A 20000-nucleotide genomic window follows, 5' to 3' on the forward strand; every position below is an offset into this window, starting at 1 on the left:
CGATTGTGATTTCCTCAGACTCCAGTCTGTGAGCGCGTCACCCGGCTGAACGAAGGAATCTTCTTAGGGATGCACTCTGACGCAAAGAGTATGTGGTCCCCGCTTCCGGGCGTCGCCTCGAACGCCGGTTCGGAGTTCGTCGGTCGCGCGAGGGAGCTCTTCGTGGCCTACCCTGCTGTCGTCCTCGCTGTCGTCGTCGGTCTCCTCGCGCTCCTCGTCGGTCTCTACGCGATCAAGCGGTTCGAACGGCCGATGGGGACGCGCTTTCTCGAACAGGTCTCCGGACTCGACGAGGTCGCGGTGCTGTTGCATCCGAATCCCGACCCCGACGCGATGGCGACGGGCATCGGCGTCGCGAGCCTCGCCGAACAGGTCGGAACTGATGCGACGGTCCAGTACGCCGGGCAGGTCCGCCACCAGGAGAACCGCGCCTTCCAGACGGTACTGGAGATCGACATCGACCGGATCACCCACGTCAGCGACGTCGCGGCCGAACACGTGGTCCTCGTCGATCACAACCGCCCGCGGGGCTTCGCTGGGGCCGATAGCGTCCTCCCATTCGCCGTCGTCGATCACCACCCCGGCGAGGGGACCGGCGGCGAGTTCACCGACGTGCGGACGGACTACGGGGCCGCCTCCAGCATCGTCGCCGAGTACTTCGAGGACGTCGGCGCCAAGCCGGTCCCGCCGGCCAAACACGCGAGCGAAGTCGACGCGGCCTACACCGTCCCGTCGACGGTCGCGACCGGCCTGCTCTACGGGATTCTGACCGACACCAAGCGGCTGACTGCCGGCTGTTCGGCCGCGGACTTCGCCGCTGCGGGGTTCCTGTACGCTGGGGTCAACGAGGACCAACTCGACCGGATCGCAAACCCCGAAGTCTCGACGGAAGTCCTGGAACTGAAAGCCCGCGCGATCGCCGGCCGCGACGTCCGCGGGCCGTTCGCCATCAGCGACGTCGGTCGCATCTCTAATCCCGACGCCATCCCCCAGGCGGCCGACGAACTGGTCCAACTCGAAGGCGTCACCGCCGTCGTCGTCCTCGGCGAGCGGGACGGGACGATCCACATCTCCGGGCGCTCACGCGACGATCGCGTCCATATGGGTCAGACGCTCGACTCGGCGGTATCGGGTCTAAAGAGCGCCTCGGCGGGCGGGCACGCGCGGATGGGCGGCGGACAACTCGTCTTACACAGCGGCCAGATCCAGACCGGGACCGGCGAGACGATGCCCCGCGACGCGCTCCGCGATCGCCTGTTCGAGTCGATGTCCGGCGACATCTGACGCCGTGGGACGGCTGGCAGTTTGCGGTTGGCGGTTGGCAGTTGGCGGTTAGCGACTTCCGAACTTCGGCTCCCGACTTCCGACTTCCGACGCCCGTTTACCCGCGCGTCCCTTTGCCTGGACTATGGCGACGAGTCAGGGGACCTGGGGATACCGCGATCGGTTCGGCGACGCCTTCGCCCGGACGTACTTCCGTCGGTTCGGACCGGGTGTCGCTTCGAGCATCGGCCTCGGCACGTACCTCGGGACTCCGACCGACGAGTACGACGAGCGCTACCGCGAATCGATCACCGACGCGCTCTCGGCCGGCATCAACCACGTCGACACCGCGATCAACTACCGCCACCAGCGGAGCGAGCGCGTCGTCGGCGAGGCGCTCGACGCCGCCGACGCCGGCCGCGAGGAAGTCGTCGTCGCGACCAAGGGCGGCTTCGTCCCGTTCGATGGCTCCCGTCCCGACGATCCGGGCGCGTACGTCCGCGAGGAGTTCGTCCGCCCCGGCCACGTCGCTGTCGACGACCTCGCGCGCGGCAGCCACGCCATCGCCCCCGACTTCCTGGAGGAACTGCTGGACCGCTCGCTCGCGAACCTCGGCGTCGACACGGTCGATTGCTACTACGTCCACAACCCCGAAACGCAACTGGCGGCCAGGAACCGCGAGGCGGTTTACGACCAACTCGAAGCGGCTTTCGAGCGCCTCGAACGTCGCCGCGAGGCGGGTGACATCGGCGCCTACGGCGTCGCGACCTGGGAGGCGTTCCGCGTGCCCCGCAATCACGACGCGTATCTCTCGTTGCCCGAGGTCGTCGACCGCGCCGCGAGAGCGGCCGAGAAAGTGGGCGCCGCAGAGCCCGGACTGAAAGCGATTCAGCTCCCGTTCAGCGTCACGATGGCCGACGCGTTCACCGTCGCGGCGCACCGACACCCCGAAGAAGAACGGGACGTAAGCGCGCTCGAATACGCCCAGGCGGCCGGCCTCGACGTCGTCGCGAGCGCGACTCTCGCACAGGGTGATCTTGCGTCGTCGATCCCGGCAGCCGTCGACGCGGAGTTACACGGAGAGACCGCCGCGCAGCGAGCGATCAACTTCGCCCGAAGCGCCCCCGGCGTCACCACCGCGCTCGTCGGCACGAGCTCGTCGGAGCACGTCCCCGAAAACGTCGCTGCCGGCACGTTCGAGCCGCTCGGCGCGCGAGCGTTCGACGCCGTCTTCGAGTGACGGCGTTCCCCTCACCTGTCTGCGGCCGTTCTCTCCGATTCACCGCCCGCCCGCTGTCTACCGGAGTTCCTTCCACTCCGTTTCGCAGTCGGGACACCGCCGCACAGTGTAGACCTCGTCGGGATCGTTTTCGGTCTTCAGCGTCTCGCCGCACTCCGCGCAGTTCAGACGCCCGTAGGTGTCTTTCTCCAACTCCCCGTCTCGAAGCCCCTTCCGCGTCGTCTTCATAGTCACCTCGAACGTGGAGGGCGTGAGGTAAAAAGATCAGTATAGCGCGGTCCGCTCGTCTCCGGCGCTGGATCGCAACAGTTGACACCCCTTACGGGCAAGAGTCGGTCGTGTCTCGGAGCCGACTGTTCGGTACGCTCTGTTCGATGTTCTTCCTGGTGAACCTCGCGAGGGTCGTCTTCGCACCGCTGCTGCAGGAGTTCATCGCGGTGTTTCAGATCGGCGAGGGCACGGCCGGGCTCATCGCGACGCTCGCGTGGCTCGGCAGCGCGCTCCCGCGGATCCCGACCGGCTGGGTGCTCACGCGCGTCCCCCGTCACCGCGTGATCCTCGTGACCGGCGCGGTGCTCACGACCGCTGCGGCGTTCACCGCGAGCGCGAACTCGGTGCTTTTCGTCGGCATCGGCGCGCTCCTGATGGGCCTCTCCTCGGGCGTCTATCTGGTCGCCGCGAACCCGCTCGTCAGCGAACTCTACCCCGAACGCGTCGGCTGGGCGCTCGGCGTCCACGGGATGATGAGCCAACTCGCCGCCGTCGCGGCCGCGCCGCTCGTGACGCTGATCCTGACGTTCTTCTTCGACTGGCAGCTCGTGTTCGTCTGCGTCGCGGCCGCGGCGGCGCTCGTCACGGTTGCGCTGTATTTCGCCGCGCGGTCGACAGAGCTCCCCGACGCGGGTACCGACGACAGAGACCTCCTCGGCGCGATCCGCTCGGAGTGGCGCGTCGTGCTCTTGGGCGTCGTGGTCGTCGGCGCGACCGGCTTCGTCTGGCAGGGACTGTTCAACTTCTACGAGCTGTATATGGAGACGAAAGGGCTCGCCGACGCGACCGCGAAGAACCTCCTCACGGTGATATTCGCCGCTGGCGTCCCCGCTTTCTTTATTTCCGGGCGGCTCACTGACCGGCTCCCGCGCGTCCCGTACATTCTCGTGATCATCGGGTCGTTCACCGTCTCCGTGCTCGTGCTGACAGTCACGACGGGACTCGTCCCGATCCTCGTCCTCACGGCGGTGATCGGCTACGTGATCCACAGCCTCTTTCCGGCGATCGACACCTATCTGCTGGACACGCTACCGGACGAGACGCGAGCGAGCGCGTACGCGTGGTACTCCGGCGGGATGATGGTCGTCCAGGCGACGGGGTCGTCGGCCGTCGGGACGCTCCGCGAACTGGGACTTGCCTACGACGCCATCTTCACGCAACTCGCGCTCGGACTCGCCGTCGTCGTCGTCGGGTTGGTCGCCTTCCAGCAGGCGGGGCGGCTCCCGCAGTGACACCCACGGCGCGCGGGCGATAGGCATCCGGAACCCCCGCGCTTTTGCTCGTTCCGCCCTGAGAATGCTTCGATGGAGTACGTGCAAGCGCGGGTGACGACACTCCACGGTCTCGCCGATCCGCTCCCGACCGCTCCGACCGGGCGCGCGGCGGTGGTCGTGCCGATGACGGAGCGCGACTGTCAGGGCGCGGCCGCAGACCGGGTGCTACAGACGCTCGAACGGCTGGAACCCGCTCGGGTCGTCGTTCCGCTCCGCGCCGCCCCCGAGCGCGTCGCGTCGGTCCACGAGTGGCTCTCGACGTACGACCTACGGCTGGAACTGCTGTGGTGTGACGGCCCACGCCTCGCGGAGTTGCTCGCCGATGCCGGTCTCGCCGGCGGTCGCGGAAAGGGCCGCGACGTGTGGCTGGCGCTCGGCCGCGCAGCCGAAGCGGAGTTCGTCGTCGTCCACGACGCCGACACGACGACCTACGACGAGTCGTTCGTCCGTCGACTGCTGTTCCCGCTGGCGAACGGCTACGACTTCTCGAAGGGCTACTACGCGCGCGTCGAAGACCAGCGCCTCTACGGGCGGCTCTTTCGGCTTTTCTACGTCCCGCTCGTCCGCGCGCTCGTCGATGCCCATCCCGACCCCTATCTCCAGTATCTCGATTCCTTCCGCTACGCACTCGCGGGCGAGTTCGCTGCGACGGCCGAGACGGCCCGCCGGATCCGGACGCCTCGGAAGTGGGGGCTCGAAGTCGGAACCCTCGGCGACGCGTTCGACGTCGCCGGGTTCGAGGGAACGGCACAGGTCGACCTCGGCACGTACGAACACGACCATCGCGCGGTCGACGGCTCGGCCGGGCTCTCGGAGATGAGCCGATCGGTCGGCGAGACGCTCCTGCGGGGCGTCCTCGAACACGGCATCGACGTCGACTTCGAGACGCTCCCAGAGCGCTATCGGACGACGGCAGAGACGCTCGTCGAGCAGTACGCGATGGATGCGGCGTTCAACGACTTCCACTTCGACCGGGACCACGAGCGGCGGCAGGTGACACGCTACGCGGCGGCGGTCACCGAACCGACGGGAAGCGACGATCGCCTCCCGGCGTGGGAGAACGCGCCGATCACTGCGGATGCGGTGCTCGACGCAGCCACGTCCGACCTCGAGGACGCGATTGGACCGGGAACGACGAGCGCGCCACCGATCGACGCGGGAGGCGGCGAGTGACGGACGATTTCCGGGCGAGTGACTTACAGCGGGACGAACTCGCCGGCGTCGTCGACCTCTTCGGTGCGCTCGCTCCCGGCGAACTCGAGGAAGCCCTCGAAGAACTGGCGTTCAAACGGCAGGCAAGCGTCGACGCGGACGTCGTTGCCGAGGCCGTCGACGACGCGATCGCGGCGTTCGCGCTCGTCCGCTACGAGGACGACGGGGAGACGCTGCTCGCGCCCGGCCCGGCCGCCTTTCCGTCGCTCCCCGAGCACGTCGAAGACCTGCCGCACATTCTCGAGGTGCCCACGCGCGAGGTGGACCGCGAGACCGCCGACGCGGCCGTCGCCGAACGCCTCAGAACGGCGGCCGCGCGAGCCGTCGCGGAGGAGGACGACGCCGAAATGCGTCGGCTCCTCGACGTGACGTACGACGTCGACGTGTGGTCCGATACTGTCGCAGTCGACGACATCCGCGCGCGACTCGACGACGCGCTCGACGGCGACTCGTAACTCACTCACATAAAGAGCCGGCCGACAGTATAAGCCCCCTCGGCTCGTACCCCACCCCGAGTATGGATCTCTCGCGGGTGTCGGCGTATACACCGGAGCCGGTCGGCGGCGCGGGCCAACAGGCGGCGGTCCTCGCCCCGGTGCTGGTACGAGACGGGGAAACGCACGTCCTGTTCACGAAGCGCGCGGACCACCTCGGGGAGCACCCCGGACAGATGAGTTTCCCCGGCGGCTCACGCGAACCCGAAGACGGCACGCTCCAGACTACAGCGCTCCGCGAGGCCGACGAGGAGATCGGACTGCGGTCCAAGGAGGCGGCCGTCTTCGGCCGTCTCGACGACATCCTGACGGTGACTGACTACTCCGTACGGCCGTTCGTCGCCGCAGTCCCCAACCGCGCGTACGATCCAGACGAACGCGAGGTCGCCGAAGTCGTCCCGCTCGCCGTCTCTGACCTCGTCGACCTCGACAACTACGAATCCGAACGGCGCGAGTTCTCCGGCTACGGCTGCCGCCGCATTCACTACTTCCACGTCGGCGACTACACCGTCTGGGGGGCGACCGGGCTGATGCTCGCGCAGTTGCTCGAACTGACGACCGACTGGACCGTCCCCGAGGAACCGGACCGCGTCGTCGACTCAGACGCGGAGCTTCCGGTGTAGGACGCGAGACGCGAGAGAAAGGGCCGCTCGGCGCTCAGGCGTCGTCGCCGCGCTTCGGGAGTCTGATTCGGAGCGTGCCCGCGTCGGTGACGGTCGCCGAGGCGTTTTCGGCGTCGACGGCGGCCCCTTCGGGAAGCCGCGCCGCCCCGTCTAAGGCGAGCCCGCGTCCGGGAAAGCGCATCTCGAAGCCCTCATAGAAGTCACGGAAGCGGTCGATGCGGACCTGTACCTCGCTGTTCTCGAAGCGCACCTGCACGTCTTTCTCGCGGACGCCCGGCGCGTCGAAGACGACGAGGTAGGCGTCGTCGCTCTCTAAGAGGTCGTACGGCAGCGGCTTTCGCTCCTGCACGCGCGCGACGCTGCGGCCGACGCGTTCCAGTGCGTTCTCGGCGACCGATTCGCCGATCTCGCGCAACCGCTCGGGATCGCCGAGGTCGCTGAGCTTTCTGAAGCCGCTCATAGCTTGATCGCCTCCAGGGGCTCGCTCCCGCGGCAGTACGGACAGACGAAGTCGGCGACGCCGACGTCGTCGGGCATATCGTACGTGTAATGAAGCTCGAACATATCCATCTCGCACTCGTCGTCGGTGCACCGTACTTCGAGCGTAGTAGGCATATCCACGGCTTGGCTCGCCACGATGATAAACGCGCGGGCTCGGCCCGCTCTGCCGGACGGGAGCGGGCCGCTGCCGGACGGCGACGTGAGACCACCATCGTCGCTACAGGGCGCGAGGAGAGGAGAATACGACCGCCCGCCGGGCGGTAATCGGCGTCGGTTACGCTTCGAGACCGAGGCCGCCGGCCTCGACTGCCTCGTCGACGTCGGCGTCGTCGTGGATGATCGCGCTGACGGTCCGGGTGATCGCTTCGGGGTCGTCGTGCTGGAAGATCGAACGCCCCATCGAGACGCCCGACGCGCCGGCGTCCATCGCGCCGCGGACCATCTCTGCGGTCTCGCGGTCAGTCCCGCGGCTACCACCGGCGATGACGACGGGGAGCCGCGTCGCCTCACAGACGCGCTCGAAGGAGTCAGCGTCGCCGGAGTAGGCGGTCTTCACGACGTCGGCACCGAGTTCCTCGGCGATGCGGACGGCGTGTGCGAGGCTCTCGGCGTCGTGTTCGTCGACGCCCGGCCCGCGCGCGTAGCTCATCGCGAGGACCGGAATCCCGAGCTGGTGGGCGGTTTCGGTCAGCTCGCCGAGTTCGGTCAGCTGATCGGGCTCGTGATCGCTGCCGATGTTGATGTGGAAGGAGACCGCGTCCGCACCCGCGCGGAGCGCTTCTTCGACCGAGCCCGTCCGCCGTTTGTCCTCTTCGTCGGGACCGATGACCGTCGAGCCGTTGAGGTGGACGATGTAGCCTTTCCCGTTCTTGTTTCCGTGGACGCGCGGTGCGACGCCTTTCTGCGTGAGGACGGCGTCCGCGCCGCCGCGCGTGATCGAGTCGACTGTCGATTCGAGGTCTACGAGGCCCTTTACAGGGCCGAGTGTGATACCGTGGTCCATCGGGACGACGAGGTATCGCCCCCCTGTCGAGATGCGATCGAGTCGGGCTGTGAGTCCTGCGTTCATCGTGTGAGAAACTGTGGCAACCGTCGGTTATTTGCCTTCCGCTTGGGGCACGCGTTGTTCGTATCCGCGCAGGGCGCCGTCCTTCAGTTCGCGGGCCTTCTCTTCCAGCCGCGCGGCGACGGCGTCCGCCGATTTCCCGGTCTCGTGACCTTCCGCAACGATGTCGACGAGCGCGCTCCCAACGATGATTCCGTCCGCCCCGGCGGCGACGATCCGCTCGGCGTGATCGCCGGTCTTGATCCCGAACCCGACGGCCTTCGGCACGTCGTAGTCGGCGAGGCGTTCGAGACTCTCCTCGGTCTGTCCGGAAACGTCGTCCTGCGCGCCGGTGACGCCCAGCCGCGCCTGTACGTAGACGTAGCCGGAGACCTGCGACATAATTCGGTCCAGGCGCTCGCCGCGCGTCGTGGGAGCGACGATGAAGACGAGGTCGAGTCCGAACTCGTCGCACGCGTCCCGCAGGGGGTCGGCCTCCTCTGCAGGGAGGTCGGGGACCACGAACCCCGAGAGGCCGAGTTCCGCGGCGCGCTCGACGAACGGCCGCGGCCCGGGCTCGTCGCCGTACTGGAAGATGAGATTGTAGTAGGTCATACAGACCAGCGGAACGTCCACGTCGAGGTCGTCGACGAACTGGAAGAACCGATCCGGGGTCATTCCCCCTTCGAGCGCCCGCACGACGGCGTTCTGGATCGTCGATCCCTCGGCGACCGGCTCCGAAAAGGGGAGGCCGAGTTCGATGACGTCCGCGCCGCCGCGTTCGAGCGCCTCGACGTATTTCAGCGAGGACTCGTAGTCGGGGTCGCCGGCGGCGAGATACGGGACGAACGCCGGCCCGTCGGCGAACGCGGCGTCGAGGTCGTCGGCCATCTCAGATCCCTCCCGAGAACTCCGCCAGCGACGGCGCGGCCTCGATGTCTCGGTTTTCGGTCTCCTCGATGACGGTTTCGAGGTCCTTGTCGCCGCGGCCGGAGACGTTCACCAGCACCGTCTCCCCGAGGTCCTCGTAATTTTCTTCCAGGTAGCCGAACGCGTGGGCTGTCTCCAGCGCGGGGATCACGCCTTCGAGCTGTGAGAGCCGGTGGAACGCTTCCAGCGCGCAGTCGTCGTCGACGTTGACCGCGTTCACGCGCTCCTCGTCGACGAGCTGGGCGAGTTCGGGGCCGACGCCGGCGTAGTCGAGGCCGGAGGAGACGCTGTGGCTCTCCATAATCTGGCCGTCGCTGTCCTGGAGGAGCTTGGTCCGCGCCCCGTGAAGGACGCCCTCCTCGCCCGTCGATAGCGACGCGGAGTTCGGCGCGACTCCCGCTTCCTCGTCGACTTCGAGCGTCGAGCCGCCGGCCTCGACGGCGTACAGCCCGACGTCTTCGTCGTCGACGAAGTGCGCGAACGTCCCCATCGTGTTCGACCCGCCGCCGGCGCACGCGAGCACCGAGTCCGGGAGTCCGCCCGTCTGTTCGCGAAGCTGGCGGCGTGCCTCCTCGGAGATGACCGCCTGGAAGTCGCGGACCATCGCCGGGAAGGGATGCGGGCCGACGACCGACCCGATGACGTAGTGGGTGTCCTCGACGTTCGTCGCCCAGTCGCGCATCGTCTCGGAGATGGCTTCTTTCAGCGTGCCGCGGCCGGTCGTGACCGGATTGACCTCCGAGCCGTTGAGCCGCATCCGGAAGACGTTCGGGCGCTGGCGGTTGATGTCGCGCTCGCCCATGTAGATCTCACAGGGCATATCCAGGTGGGCTGCCGCCATCGCCGTCGCGGTGCCGTGCTGTCCCGCGCCGGTCTCGGCGACGATCCGCTCTTTGCCCATATACTTCGCCAGGAGGACCTGGCCGAGCGCGTTGTTGAGTTTGTGCGCGCCGCCGTGGAGCAGGTCCTCGCGCTTTAAGTAGACATCGCGGCCGTAGCGCTCCGAGAGGCGCTCGGCGTGTTGCGTCGGCGTCGGGCGCCCGCCGAAGTCCCGCAGTCGCGCGCGGAACTCGTCCATAAATCCGTCCTCGTTCTCCAGTACGTAGCGCTCGTAGGCGTCGGTCAACTCTTCGATCGCCGGCATCAGCGCCTCTGGTACGTACTGTCCACCGTACTTGCCGAACTTGCCGTCCGCGTATTGCTGTGTCATCGTGTGTCGGTATCCGTGGCTGTGTCTGTCGTTTTCGCGTCTGTCACCGCTGTCGCGTCTGTGCTTGCCGCCTCCGCCGTCGAATCCCTGTTCGTACGCTCGGCGTCGGCCGTGGTGAGTCGCTCGGTGTTCGTCTCGACGTCGCCGTCCATAATGGCCGTCCCGATCAGGAGCGCGTCTGCGCCCGCGGCGCGCATCCGCCGGACGTCATCGACGCTCGCCACGCCGCTCTCGGCGAGGAGTGTCACGTCCTCGGGAACGTGAGGGGCGAGCAGCTCGAACGTCCCCAGATTGACTTCCAACTTCCCCAGGTCACGGTTGTTGATGCCGATGATCTCCGCGCCGACGTCGAGCGCTCGGTCGAGTTCCGCGCGCGTGTGAACCTCAACGAGCGGCTGGAACCCCCGCTCTTCGGCTGCCTCGTACAGGGCCGCGAGGGAGTCCGTGTCGTCCTCGTCGAGGAAGCGCGCGATGAGTAAGACCAGATCCGATTCGACGACGTCGAGTTGCTCCTCGCGGACGACGAAGTCCTTGCGAAGCACCGGTACGTCGACGGCCTCGCGGATGCGCCGAAGGTTCTCCGTCGACCCGCCGAAGTGTTCGGGCTCGGTCAGGACCGACAGCGCCGTCGCGCCGCCCGCAACCATCTCACGCGCGAGCGCGACCGGATCGTCGGTCCGTTCGCCGTCGGTCGTCGGGCTGGTCGGCTTGACCTCGGCGACGACGGGGACGCGTCCGGCCGCCTCCGCCGTCGCGACCGCCTCGGGGAACGACCGCGCGTCGACGTCGAGCGTCCCCTCACCGCCGGACCGCTCGCGGGCCGCCGCGAGGATCGACCGCACCTCGGGGGCAAGTTTGTCCTCACTAGCGTTCATCTATGTCCATTAACGGACGTATTTGCACATAAGACTTGCGCGTCGCGGCCGGGTCCATCCTCGGCGGTCAGCGGAGCGACGCGGGTCCGGTATCGCGAACGTTCAAGAGCGATGGCGCGCAACGCGGGAGTATGGACGTCGGCGTCTTCGCCCGCGAATCCGACCGGCTGGGCCGGGCGATCGAGATCGGGATCGCCAGCGGCCGCGTGATCAGCGTCTCGTTCCCGGCGTCGCCGCCGGCGGACGCAGCATCCGATCACCCGCTGCTGGATCGCGCCTTCGCGTACCTCGACGGCGCGTCCGACCACTTCGACGACGTCGAGGTCGCACTCACGGTCCCGACCGAACAGCGGCGCGTCTTGGAAGCGACGCGAAACGTCCCCTACGGCGAGACAGTGTCACTGGACCGCGTGATGCGGATGGCCGACCTCGACCCCGACGAAGCCGAGGACGTGGAGACTGCGCGAACCGCGTTAGCGGAGAATCCGGTGCCGCTTTTCGTCCCGGACCATCGCGTCCGCGACGCCCCGAGTGGCGCGCCCGCGTCGGTCACAGAACGGTTGCGAGAGATCGAGTCGATTTGAGAAGACCTGCAGAACGTCGGAAGCGCCCCACGCTATCAGTTATCGCGTGCCCACTCGACGCCGAGTCCTTCGTGCACGACGAACTCCAGCGCGTTCACGAGATAGTGCGCGACCACGACGACGAGGAGACTTCCAGTCACGACGAACGCCGCCGCGAGGACGAAGCCCAGCGTCCCGGTCACGAGCACACCGAGGCGACCCTGTGCGCCGTGTCCAAGCGCGAATGCACCCGAGGAAACGACGGCCATCACCCACGGTGAGACGTCGTAGCCGGCCGCGACGACGCCGACGAGTGCTCCCCGAAAGAGCAGTTCCTCGAAGCCCGCGATGATGGGCAAAACGACGAGCAACAGGACCGCCCAACCGAGCAGCGTGTCCGGTGCGAGCGCGCTTCGCAGTCGCTCGCCCTCGCCGAGTCCGAACTGGGCGCCGACGGCCGCGCCGGCCTCGTTCGCGGCGTAGAGCGCGAGACCGAGGCCGACGCCGATCGCGAGGGCGCGCACGCTGACAGTTTCTGCAGCGACGCCGAACGCCCACGCGGGGATCTCGGCGTACCACGCACCTGAGAGCAGGAGCACGCCAAAGAAGCCCTGCGAGACGGCGACGTTCGCGAGTAGTGACGCGGTCGAGAGTTCCCGTGCGGGCGCGGACCCGCCCTGATTCAGACCCGCATCTGTCACCCGGTACTCGACGCCGGACTTCGGCAGCACGATCGTCTCCTCGTCGTGGCGCGCCTTCGCAGCCTCGTCGGCCGCGTCGACGCGCTGAAACGCTCCGACTTCGGTGGGCTCGCCGCGATCTGTCTCCGAGCCGCGAGCGGCGGCGTTCGCGCCGGTCTCACTATCGGCGTCGGTCGATCGCGGCCTCGCGGCTCGCCCCTGCTGATCGACGTCGCCGTCGCTCTGTGTGTGATCTCGTTCGGAAAGCACGCCGCGTGACGCGTGCGAAAGTAAGAGGACTCCCGCGGTGACGACGAACGCGAATCCGGCGAACGTCGCCCACTGGGGCATAGACGTTACTGCGGGCTCGGGCTAGAGGGTCCGGAGACGTTCTCGCCCTGCGAGAGCGCCGAGCCGGTGATGCTCTTGAGGCGGTCGACGAGCGAGTCCTTCTCGGGCTCGCCCTCGAGCGCGATGTCGAGCACTTCGCTGATGTGGGAGACGGGGATGATCTCGACCATCTCCTCGTACTCCTCTTCGATCATCACGTCTTGCATATTCGCGGCCGGGATGATGACCCGGTCACAGCCGGACTTGGCGGCGGCCTCGATCTTGTGGGTGACCCCGCCGACCGGGAGCACGTCGCCGCGGACCGACAGCGAGCCGGTCATCGCGAGCGACTGATCGACGCCCATATTTTCGAGCGCGGAGATGACCGCGGTCGCGACCGTGATGGACGCGGAGTCGCCGTCGACGCCCTGCTGGCCGGTCTGGACGAACTGGATGTGGATGTCCTTCTCGGAGATGTTCTCGTCGGAGAACTTCTTGATGATCGCCGAGACGTTCGAGACGGCCTCTTGGGCCATCTCCTTCAGCTGGCCGGTCGCGATGACCTCACCGGGACCCTGCGACGGCGTGACTTCGGCCATCACGGGGAGCATAATGCCCGAGTCTTCGCCCATCACGGCGAGCCCGTTGACGCGGCCGACCTCGTAGCCTTCCGAGACCTGCAGTTCGTAGTCTTTCCGGCGCTCGATGTAGTCGTCCGCGAGCTGCTGTTCGATCGAGCGGCTGCGACCCTTCGCCTGCAGCACGTGATCGCGCGTGACGGCGTCGGCGTCCTCCGAGCGGGCGATGTCGCCGGCAACCCGGACGAGCCCACCCAGATTACGCAGTTTGAGCGTCAAGTGGCCCTTGCGGCCGGCACGCCGCCGCGCTTCGAGGATGATCTCCTCGATCGCCTCGGCGGAGTACTCCGGCAGGCGGCCGTCCTTGCTGACTTCCTGGGCCACGAAGCGGGCGTACTTCCGGCGCATCTCTGGGGTGTCCTCGATGGTGTCGTCCATATACACCTCGTACCCGTAGCCCTTGATCCGCGAGCGCAGGGCGGGATGCATATTCTCCATCGCGTCGAGGTTCCCCGCGGCGATCATGATGAAGTCCGTCGGGACGGGTTCGGTCTGGACCATCGCGCCCGAGGAGCGCTCGGACTGGCCGGTGATCGAGAACTCGCCCTCCTGGATCGCCGTCATCAGGTGCTGCTGGCTGCGGATGTCGAGCGTGTTGATCTCGTCGATGAACAGCACGCCCTTGTTCGCCTTGTGGATCGCGCCGGGTTCGACGCGGTCGTGGCTCGGCGTCTCCATCCCACCGGACTGGAACGGGTCGTGGCGGACGTCGCCGAGCAGTGCACCGGCGTGAGCGCCGGTCGCGTCCTCGAAGGGCGCGGTCGTCGTGTCGGCGTTGTTCACGATGAGGTTCGGCACCATCGCGTCGCCACCGCGCGAGCCGTAGCGGAACGCGAGGTAGATGACACCGGCTGCGAGGATGCCGAGCAGGATCTGCCCGGCGATGATGAACGAGTAGCCGATGACGATCGCGATGATGATCCACATGAGGAACGAGCGCATCTGGTTGCGCTTTCTCGCTTCCTCTTTGTGGGCCTCGACGATCTGCTCGCCTTTCCCGGCGGGAACGGTCCGAACCTTGGGGTTGTTCCCGTCGTCGGGGTTGTGATAGACGAGGACGTCCTGCAGTTCTTCGGGCGGCAGCAGCTCCGACATCGCCTTCGCGAGCATCGACTTGCCCGTCCCGGGCGAGCCGATCATCATCACGTGCCGCCGTTGCTTTGCAGCCTTCATTACCACGTCTCGGGCGTGTTCCTGCCCGATGACCTGGTCGACGAGCCGGTCCGGAACGTCGATCTCTTCCGTGGAGTCGATCCGCAGTCCACCGAGGAGGTCGTCTTCGTCGACGTCCTCTGCGACCTCGGCGTCGACTTCGACGTCGCTTCCGAGGTCCTCGATGGTTCCCTCGACGCTTCCATCGGATTGACCGTTCCGGTCTCCGGGACGGTCGCCTCGCTCGTCGGGTCCGACGGCTCCGTCGGACGGTTCGTCGGCGACCCCGTCGGGGAACCGCTCACTGCCGTCAGACGGCGGTGAGTCGGGCGCCTCGTCGGTGACGCCGCCCCCCTCTTCGGGGGCGTTCTCGTCGGCTTCCGTGTCGTTACTCATAGAATACTTCGCTACCTATACGGTAGGCCGGGCGACTGATATACTTTCTCCTCGAATGTATCGGGGCTGCATCCGCGATATCGACTGTTTCAGGCCGCTTATGTGCTGTATTACAGCTCTGCCGCGTCTCGGGGTATTTATAAATGATGGCAGCCACAGTTGTGGTATGCGGGGGTTCTATATCGGCCGGTTCCAGCCCTACCACAACGGGCACCACCGGATGGTCGAGGAGATCGCACGTGAAGTCGACGAACTCGTCCTCGGGATCGGATCGGCTGGCGACTCTCACAGCCCGCGGAATCCGTTCACGGCCGGCGAGCGCGTGATGATGGTGACGAAGTCCGTCTCGGACCTCGATATCACTACCTACGCGGTCCCGATCGAGGACCTCGACCGGAACTCCGTCTGGGTGAGCCACGTCCAGAGTATGTCGCCCGCGTTCGACGTCGCCTACTCCAACAACCCGCTCGTCATCCAACTGTTCTCGGAGGCGGGCGTCGACGTCCGCCAGTCGCCGATGTTCAATCGGGACGTCCTCGAAGGCGCGGAACTCCGCTCGCGGATGATCCACGGCGAGGACTGGCAGAGTCTGGTGCCGGACCCCGTCGTCGACGTCATCGACGAGATCAACGGCATAGAGCGCATCCAGAGCGTCAGCGACACCGACGCTACTAACGGCGATAGCAGTACGGACCCCGAGTGAGAGAGTAATGCTCACGCTCGCCTCCGATTTCGGCTCCCCGTACCCGGCCGCGATGAAAGGCGTCGTCCTCCAGCACACCGACGCCCGCCTCGTCGACGTCGCCCACGATCTTCCCCGCCAGGACGTCCGCGCCGCCGCGTTCTGGTGTCGCGAGACGCTCCCGTACTTCCCGCCCGCGGTCCACCTCGTCGTCGTCGACCCCGGCGTCGGCACCGACCGCGACGCGCTCGTCGTCCGCGCGGGTGAGCACGCGCTCGTCGGCCCCGACAACGGCGTGTTGCTGCCGGCGGCGCGTCGCCTCGTTGCGAACACTGACGAGACCGTCCCCATCGAGTGCTTCGTCTACGACTACGCCGACCCCGCCTCGTCGACGTTCCACGGTCGGGACGTGTTCGCCCCTGCCGCCGCCGAAGTCCACGAAGCAGGCGTCGACGCCGTCGGATCGATCGACGCGGTGACACAGGCGGAGACGCTCGTCGCCGCTGACGCACCCGAAACAGTCGTCGACTGCCGGTTCCCGGAGCCGACGCTCGATCCCGGCGCGAACGAGGCGCGCGGCGAAGTCCTCGTCGTCGACGACTTCGGCAACGCGATCACGAACGTCACCGGCTCCTTCCTCGACGGTCGTGAGGGCGACGACCTCGGCGTGAACGGCACCTCCGCGACCGTCGCGACTGCGTTCGCGGACGTTCCCGAGGGCGCACGCCTGGTGACCGTCGGCAGTCACGGCTACGTCGAATGCGACGTGAATCGGGGACGCGGCGACGAAGCGTTCGACCTCGCCCCCGGTGACGACGTCGTGTTCTCGGAGTGAGGCGCGCTTCTGGGGGAGGGGCGCTTCTGGGGGAAGGGCGCTTCTGGGGGAAGGACGCTTATTGGGTGCGAGACGCGCTTACTTCGCGGCGATGACGTCGTCGATGCGGATGATCATCGTCGCCGCTTCAGTGGCGGCGGTGACGGCTTCGCGCTTCACGGCCGCGGGGTCGAAAACGCCCGCCTCGATCGGGTCGCCAACTTCGCCAGTTCGCCCCGTCGAGAGAATCCCCGCGACGCCGTCGCGGTCGAACGTCGATCGGAGTTCGACGACGGCGTCGATCGGGTCCATTCCGGCGTTCGTCGCGAGCGTGCGCGGGAGCGCCTCGACGGCGTCGGCGAAGGCCTCGACCGCGAGCTGTTTGCGTCCCTGCACGCCGCTCGCTGCCGAGCGGATGTGATCCGCGACCGCGACTTCGGTCGCGCCGGCGCCGGGGACGACGCCGCCCGCGTCGATCGCGGCGACGGTGACGTCGACGGCGTCCGAAATCGCCCGTTCGAGTTCGTCGACGACGTGTTCGGTCCCGCCGCGGAGCAGGAGCGTCACCGTTTTCGCGGCGTCGCCGCCCTCGACGAAGGTGAGTTCGTCGTCGCCGAACGTCCGGGTCGCGATCCGGTCTGCGTGGCCGAAGTCGGCGGGATCGAGATCGCGCACGTCGCCGAGTTGCTTCGCGCCGGTCGCCCGGGCGATAGCGCGCGCATCCGCGGACTTCACGCTCTTGAACGCGAGGATGCCCTGCCGCGCGAGGTGGTCGACGACGCGGTCGGCGATCGACTTCGTGCAGAAGACGACGTCGACGCCGGCGTCCGCCAGTGCCGTCGCGTACCCGCGGAGTTCCGCGTCTTCGGCCTCGATCGCGGCTTCGAGTTGGTCGACTGAGGAGATGCTGTATTCGGTGCCGGCTTCGCCCTCGCGGACGTCGAGTTTCGTCGTCAGGACGGCGACTGTCGCGTCCTCGACAGATCGGGGCATTCCGCCGTGAGCGCGCGACTTGTCGACGACCACGCCCTCGACTAGTTCGGTCGCCGACGACGACGCGCCCGTGCGGGTGAGGATGCGCACGTCGTCGGCGTCGAAGGGTTCGCTTCCGTCGTGGACCGCGCGGACGGCGTCGACGACGTGGCGCGCGAGCACGTCGGCGGTGACGTCGCCGGTTCCTTTGCCGGTCATCGACGACTCCGCGACGGCCGCCAGCACGTCGTCGTCGAGTGTCACGTCGAGCACCTGGTTCTCGATTGCCTCCTGGGCGAGTCGGGCGGCCTCGTTGTAGCCCTCGATGATGACCGTCGGATGGAGGTCGTCGTCGAGGAGGTGCTCTGCGTGCGAGAGGAGTTCGCCCGTCAGTACCGATGCGGTGGTGGTGCCGTCGCCGACGCTCTCTTCTTGGGTCTGTGCGACCTCGACGATCATCTGAGCGGCCGGGTGTTCGATGTCCATCTCCTCGAGAATCGTCGCGCCGTCGTTGGTGACGACGACGTTGCCCCCCGAATCGACGAGCATCTTGTCCATCCCGCGCGGGCCGAGCGTCGTTCGAACGGCGCTCGCGACGGCCTTGCCCGCCCGGATGTTCGAGTCCTGTGCGTCACCCCCGCGGGTGCGCTCGCTGCTTCCGGAGAGAACGTACAGTGGCTGCATACGTGTCGACATATTTATGGAACCTCGACGGAAAAGACGTTAGCAGTTCTATATGTACATTTCGAATTTTAGGGTCTGAATGCCGATAAGGGGATTCTAAGCGTGATTGTGTGTTTCTCGCTACGGAGTGCCAGCAAGCGAGCGACGGTTTGTGACACTATATGTATGTTTCACGGGGTGCCAGGGCACGACGGGAGCCGCCCGCACGCAGCGGACGCATTCGCCAAGGTATATTTGCGTCGCCGCGACAGTGTCCGACGATGCTCGAGTTGAACCACGGGTTTCGGGTCGTCGACCTCCACGCGCGGTTGGATCCGACCGACGAGGCGGAGGTCGCGAGCCGCGGCCGCGAGACGACGCCCGAATCGCTCGAACGCGAACTCCACCAGGCGGGCGTCGTCAAGGCGGTCGTTTCGCCGGGGAGCCGCCCCGCCGACGAAGGATACCTCCGGGCGAACAACGCGGTCGCGCGGCTGAGCGTCGAGCGACCGTTCCTGGCGTTCGCCCGCATCGACGGCCCGCGCGACCCGAGTTCCCGTGCGTCGGCTCGGCTCCGTAACCTCACCGCCTCGCGGGCGTCACACCACGCCAGTCCCGAAGACATCGAGCAGTACGCCTACGACGATCGGTTTCACGGCTTCACGCTCGCCCCCGACCGAGACGGGCTCCCCGACGAGGCGACGCTGGATCAACTGGAGGACGTCGGACTCCCGGTCGTCGTCGACGGCGGCCGCGAGTTTCCGCCCGCGGCAGTCGCCGAGACGCTCTCGGATCGCGAGTTTCCGGTCGTTCTCGCCGGCTTCGGCGGCTATCCGCTCGACCGCGAACTGATGCTCGAGGCCATCGAACTCCTCGATCAGTACGATCAGCTCTATCTGGACACGAAACACGTCCACTTCCGGAGCGTCCTCGAACGCGCGCTGCTGGAACATCCCGACCGCGTGCTGTTCGGGAGCGGGGCACCCGAGACGCACCCGAACGTCGGCGTGATGGAGATTCTGACGCTCGACGTCTCCGAGGACGCGATGCGCCGCGCGTTCTCGACGAACCCCTCACGGGTCGTCCCCGCACTCGCCCCCGGCGAAGACTGATAGGGATTCTCGTCACTGTTCGGAGATTCTCGCCGTAACGTCTGGCGAGAAATCTATGAGGACTTACGATAACCCCTATGACTTCCCGGTTCAGGCCCGCGGTCAGCGCCAGTCGTACCTCGCGACCGCCCGGTCAGCGCGCTTCGAGCAGCCGTGCGGATTCCGGGTCGGGCTCTGATCTCTCGCGCGAGCGACGAGGCCGTCCGACCAGCCGGTCGCGACGCCGGCGACCACGTCGCGTCCGGTGCCGACCCAGCCCGTCGGTGTGGCATCGCCTGCGACGACGTCGCGGGCGGCCGCAATCGCATCCGAGCCCGCGTGCGAAACGATCCGACGGAGGACGGTCGGGCGGAGGCCGTAATTTTTCACCAGCCGATACGTCAGCGCCCGATACTTCCACCTGTGGTCGCGTTCGTCGACCCCGCCATCGGCCTCGTACTCCGTGCGGACGGACATCTCTGACTCCCAGGCGACGTCGTAGCCGAGTCCGGCAAGTCGGTGTGCGGCGTCGCGTGCACCTCCGGTTTCGAGGTACTCGTCGAAGCCGTCGAGGCGGTCGAGCACCGTGGCGCGGAAGGCGACGTTGCCGCCGTTGAAGTACGTCACGTCGCGCCCGCGGATCTGCCGGGTCTCCGGCGCGGTCGTCGTCATCCCGGCCGGCAGCGTCTCGTGGATGGGACCCGTCACGACTGCCGCGTTCTGTAGCCCTGCTTCGATGGCGGCCGTCCAGCCCTCTTCGATGGCGAGGTCGTGTCGGAGAAAAGCGACGACATCGCCCGACGCGGCTCGAATCCCCGCGTTGCGAGAGACGTTCAGCGTCCGATCGGAGACTTCCACGAGCACGTCGACGTCGTCTCGGTCACGGATCATCCCCGTCGTCCCGTCGGCCGAGGGGCCGTTGACCACCACGACCTCGGCGTCGGGGGCGTGCGCGGCCAGGACGTCGAGCGTGGCCGCGAGATGGTCCCGTTCGTTCAGGGTCGGGACCACTACCGAGAGCTCCATACCCGTCGGTTGCGACACGAGAACTTAAATGTCGCACCTCGGGCCGACCGCGACTC

21 protein-coding genes are annotated in these 20000 nt (G+C 67.3%); 10 read left to right on the top strand and 11 right to left on the bottom strand.

The window, feature by feature from the left end:
* The first annotated feature begins 90 nt into the window (after window positions 1-90).
* Both NO347_RS01440 and NO347_RS01445 read left to right on the top strand, forming a co-directional pair.
* Complete coding sequence (locus NO347_RS01440) at window positions 91-1284, top strand: DHH family phosphoesterase (RefSeq protein ID WP_256287938.1); 1194 nt, start codon at window positions 91-93, stop codon at window positions 1282-1284.
* A 124-nt stretch (window positions 1285-1408) separates the two neighbouring features.
* On the top strand, window positions 1409-2503 hold the full coding sequence (locus NO347_RS01445; RefSeq protein ID WP_256287939.1) for an aldo/keto reductase: 1095 nt from the start codon (window positions 1409-1411) through the stop codon (window positions 2501-2503).
* Between the two features lie 57 nt (window positions 2504-2560).
* On the opposite strand, the gene NO347_RS01450 is transcribed toward NO347_RS01445, so the two are convergent.
* On the bottom strand, window positions 2561-2731 hold the full coding sequence (locus tag NO347_RS01450) for an HVO_0758 family zinc finger protein (RefSeq protein ID WP_199722979.1): 171 nt from the start codon (window positions 2729-2731) through the stop codon (window positions 2561-2563).
* A 146-nt stretch (window positions 2732-2877) separates the two neighbouring features.
* Between NO347_RS01450 and NO347_RS01455 the strand changes: the two genes are divergently transcribed.
* The 4 genes from NO347_RS01455 (at window position 2878) to NO347_RS01470 (ending at window position 6376) form a co-directional block, all read left to right on the top strand.
* The gene (locus NO347_RS01455; protein WP_256288413.1) at window positions 2878-4005 is read left to right on the top strand and encodes an MFS transporter; all 1128 of its coding nucleotides are present in this window, start codon (window positions 2878-2880) and stop codon (window positions 4003-4005) included.
* Between the two features lie 72 nt (window positions 4006-4077).
* The gene (locus NO347_RS01460; RefSeq protein ID WP_256287940.1) at window positions 4078-5220 is read left to right on the top strand and encodes a glycosyltransferase family protein; all 1143 of its coding nucleotides are present in this window, start codon (window positions 4078-4080) and stop codon (window positions 5218-5220) included.
* Complete coding sequence (locus NO347_RS01465) at window positions 5217-5714, top strand: DUF7109 family protein (protein WP_256287941.1); 498 nt, start codon at window positions 5217-5219, stop codon at window positions 5712-5714. Before NO347_RS01460 ends, NO347_RS01465 begins: the two co-directional genes overlap by 4 nt.
* A 62-nt stretch (window positions 5715-5776) precedes the next feature.
* Window positions 5777-6376, top strand: coding sequence for an NUDIX hydrolase (locus tag NO347_RS01470; RefSeq protein WP_256287942.1), 600 nt, complete (start codon window positions 5777-5779; stop codon window positions 6374-6376).
* A 34-nt stretch (window positions 6377-6410) separates the two neighbouring features.
* On the opposite strand, the gene NO347_RS01475 is transcribed toward NO347_RS01470, so the two are convergent.
* The 6 genes from NO347_RS01475 to trpC form a co-directional block, all read right to left on the bottom strand.
* Window positions 6411-6836: an Hsp20/alpha crystallin family protein gene (locus tag NO347_RS01475; RefSeq protein ID WP_256287943.1), complete on the bottom strand. Its 426-nt coding sequence runs from the start codon at window positions 6834-6836 to the stop codon at window positions 6411-6413.
* Complete coding sequence (locus tag NO347_RS01480; RefSeq protein WP_256287944.1) at window positions 6833-6991, bottom strand: DUF7559 family protein; 159 nt, start codon at window positions 6989-6991, stop codon at window positions 6833-6835. Before NO347_RS01480 ends, NO347_RS01475 begins: the two co-directional genes overlap by 4 nt.
* Before the next feature lie 160 nt (window positions 6992-7151).
* Window positions 7152-7946 carry a 2-amino-3,7-dideoxy-D-threo-hept-6-ulosonate synthase gene (locus NO347_RS01485; protein ID WP_256287945.1) on the bottom strand — a complete coding sequence of 265 codons (795 nt, stop codon included), beginning with the start codon at window positions 7944-7946 and terminating at the stop codon, window positions 7152-7154.
* Between the two features lie 27 nt (window positions 7947-7973).
* Window positions 7974-8813 carry a tryptophan synthase subunit alpha gene (gene trpA, locus NO347_RS01490; RefSeq protein ID WP_256287946.1) on the bottom strand — a complete coding sequence of 280 codons (840 nt, stop codon included), beginning with the start codon at window positions 8811-8813 and terminating at the stop codon, window positions 7974-7976.
* A 1-nt stretch (window position 8814) separates the two neighbouring features.
* Complete coding sequence (gene trpB / locus NO347_RS01495) at window positions 8815-10062, bottom strand: tryptophan synthase subunit beta (protein ID WP_256287947.1); 1248 nt, start codon at window positions 10060-10062, stop codon at window positions 8815-8817.
* The gene (gene trpC, locus NO347_RS01500; protein ID WP_256287948.1) at window positions 10059-10937 is read right to left on the bottom strand and encodes an indole-3-glycerol phosphate synthase; all 879 of its coding nucleotides are present in this window, start codon (window positions 10935-10937) and stop codon (window positions 10059-10061) included. The genes trpB and trpC overlap by 4 nt, the downstream gene beginning before the upstream one ends.
* A 131-nt stretch (window positions 10938-11068) precedes the next feature.
* Here trpC and NO347_RS01505 point away from each other — a divergent pair, with 131 nt between their 5' ends.
* The gene (locus NO347_RS01505; RefSeq protein WP_256287949.1) at window positions 11069-11521 is read left to right on the top strand and encodes an MGMT family protein; all 453 of its coding nucleotides are present in this window, start codon (window positions 11069-11071) and stop codon (window positions 11519-11521) included.
* A 35-nt stretch (window positions 11522-11556) separates the two neighbouring features.
* Here NO347_RS01505 and NO347_RS01510 read toward each other — a convergent pair whose 3' ends face one another.
* Both NO347_RS01510 and lonB read right to left on the bottom strand, forming a co-directional pair.
* The gene (locus NO347_RS01510) at window positions 11557-12531 is read right to left on the bottom strand and encodes a CPBP family intramembrane glutamic endopeptidase (protein ID WP_256287950.1); all 975 of its coding nucleotides are present in this window, start codon (window positions 12529-12531) and stop codon (window positions 11557-11559) included.
* Window positions 12532-12536: 5 nt separating this feature from the next.
* Window positions 12537-14696 (bottom strand): ATP-dependent protease LonB, encoded by a 2160-nt coding sequence (gene lonB, locus NO347_RS01515; RefSeq protein WP_256287951.1) that lies wholly within the window; start codon window positions 14694-14696, stop codon window positions 12537-12539.
* 166 nt (window positions 14697-14862) lie between these two features.
* Here lonB and NO347_RS01520 point away from each other — a divergent pair, with 166 nt between their 5' ends.
* Complete coding sequence (locus NO347_RS01520) at window positions 14863-15399, top strand: nicotinamide-nucleotide adenylyltransferase (RefSeq protein ID WP_256287952.1); 537 nt, start codon at window positions 14863-14865, stop codon at window positions 15397-15399.
* 7 nt (window positions 15400-15406) lie between these two features.
* Window positions 15407-16213, top strand: a complete 807-nt coding sequence (locus NO347_RS01525; RefSeq protein WP_256287953.1) for an SAM hydrolase/SAM-dependent halogenase family protein — start codon at window positions 15407-15409, stop codon at window positions 16211-16213.
* 78 nt (window positions 16214-16291) lie between these two features.
* On the opposite strand, the gene thsA is transcribed toward NO347_RS01525, so the two are convergent.
* On the bottom strand, window positions 16292-17860 hold the full coding sequence (thsA, locus tag NO347_RS01530; RefSeq protein ID WP_256287954.1) for a thermosome subunit alpha: 1569 nt from the start codon (window positions 17858-17860) through the stop codon (window positions 16292-16294).
* Window positions 17861-18108: 248 nt separating this feature from the next.
* Between thsA and NO347_RS01535 the strand changes: the two genes are divergently transcribed.
* A complete protein-coding gene (locus tag NO347_RS01535; protein ID WP_256287955.1) occupies window positions 18109-18939 on the top strand; it encodes an amidohydrolase family protein in 831 nt (276 codons plus the stop codon).
* 102 nt (window positions 18940-19041) lie between these two features.
* Here the strand turns inward: NO347_RS01535 and NO347_RS01540 are convergent, their stop codons facing one another.
* Window positions 19042-19944, bottom strand: a complete 903-nt coding sequence (locus tag NO347_RS01540) for a glycosyltransferase family 2 protein (RefSeq protein WP_256287956.1) — start codon at window positions 19942-19944, stop codon at window positions 19042-19044.
* Window positions 19945-20000 lie beyond the last annotated feature (56 nt).

The organism is Halobellus inordinatus (genome assembly GCF_024464655.1).
Classification (GTDB): domain Archaea; phylum Halobacteriota; class Halobacteria; order Halobacteriales; family Haloferacaceae; genus Haloquadratum; species Haloquadratum inordinatus.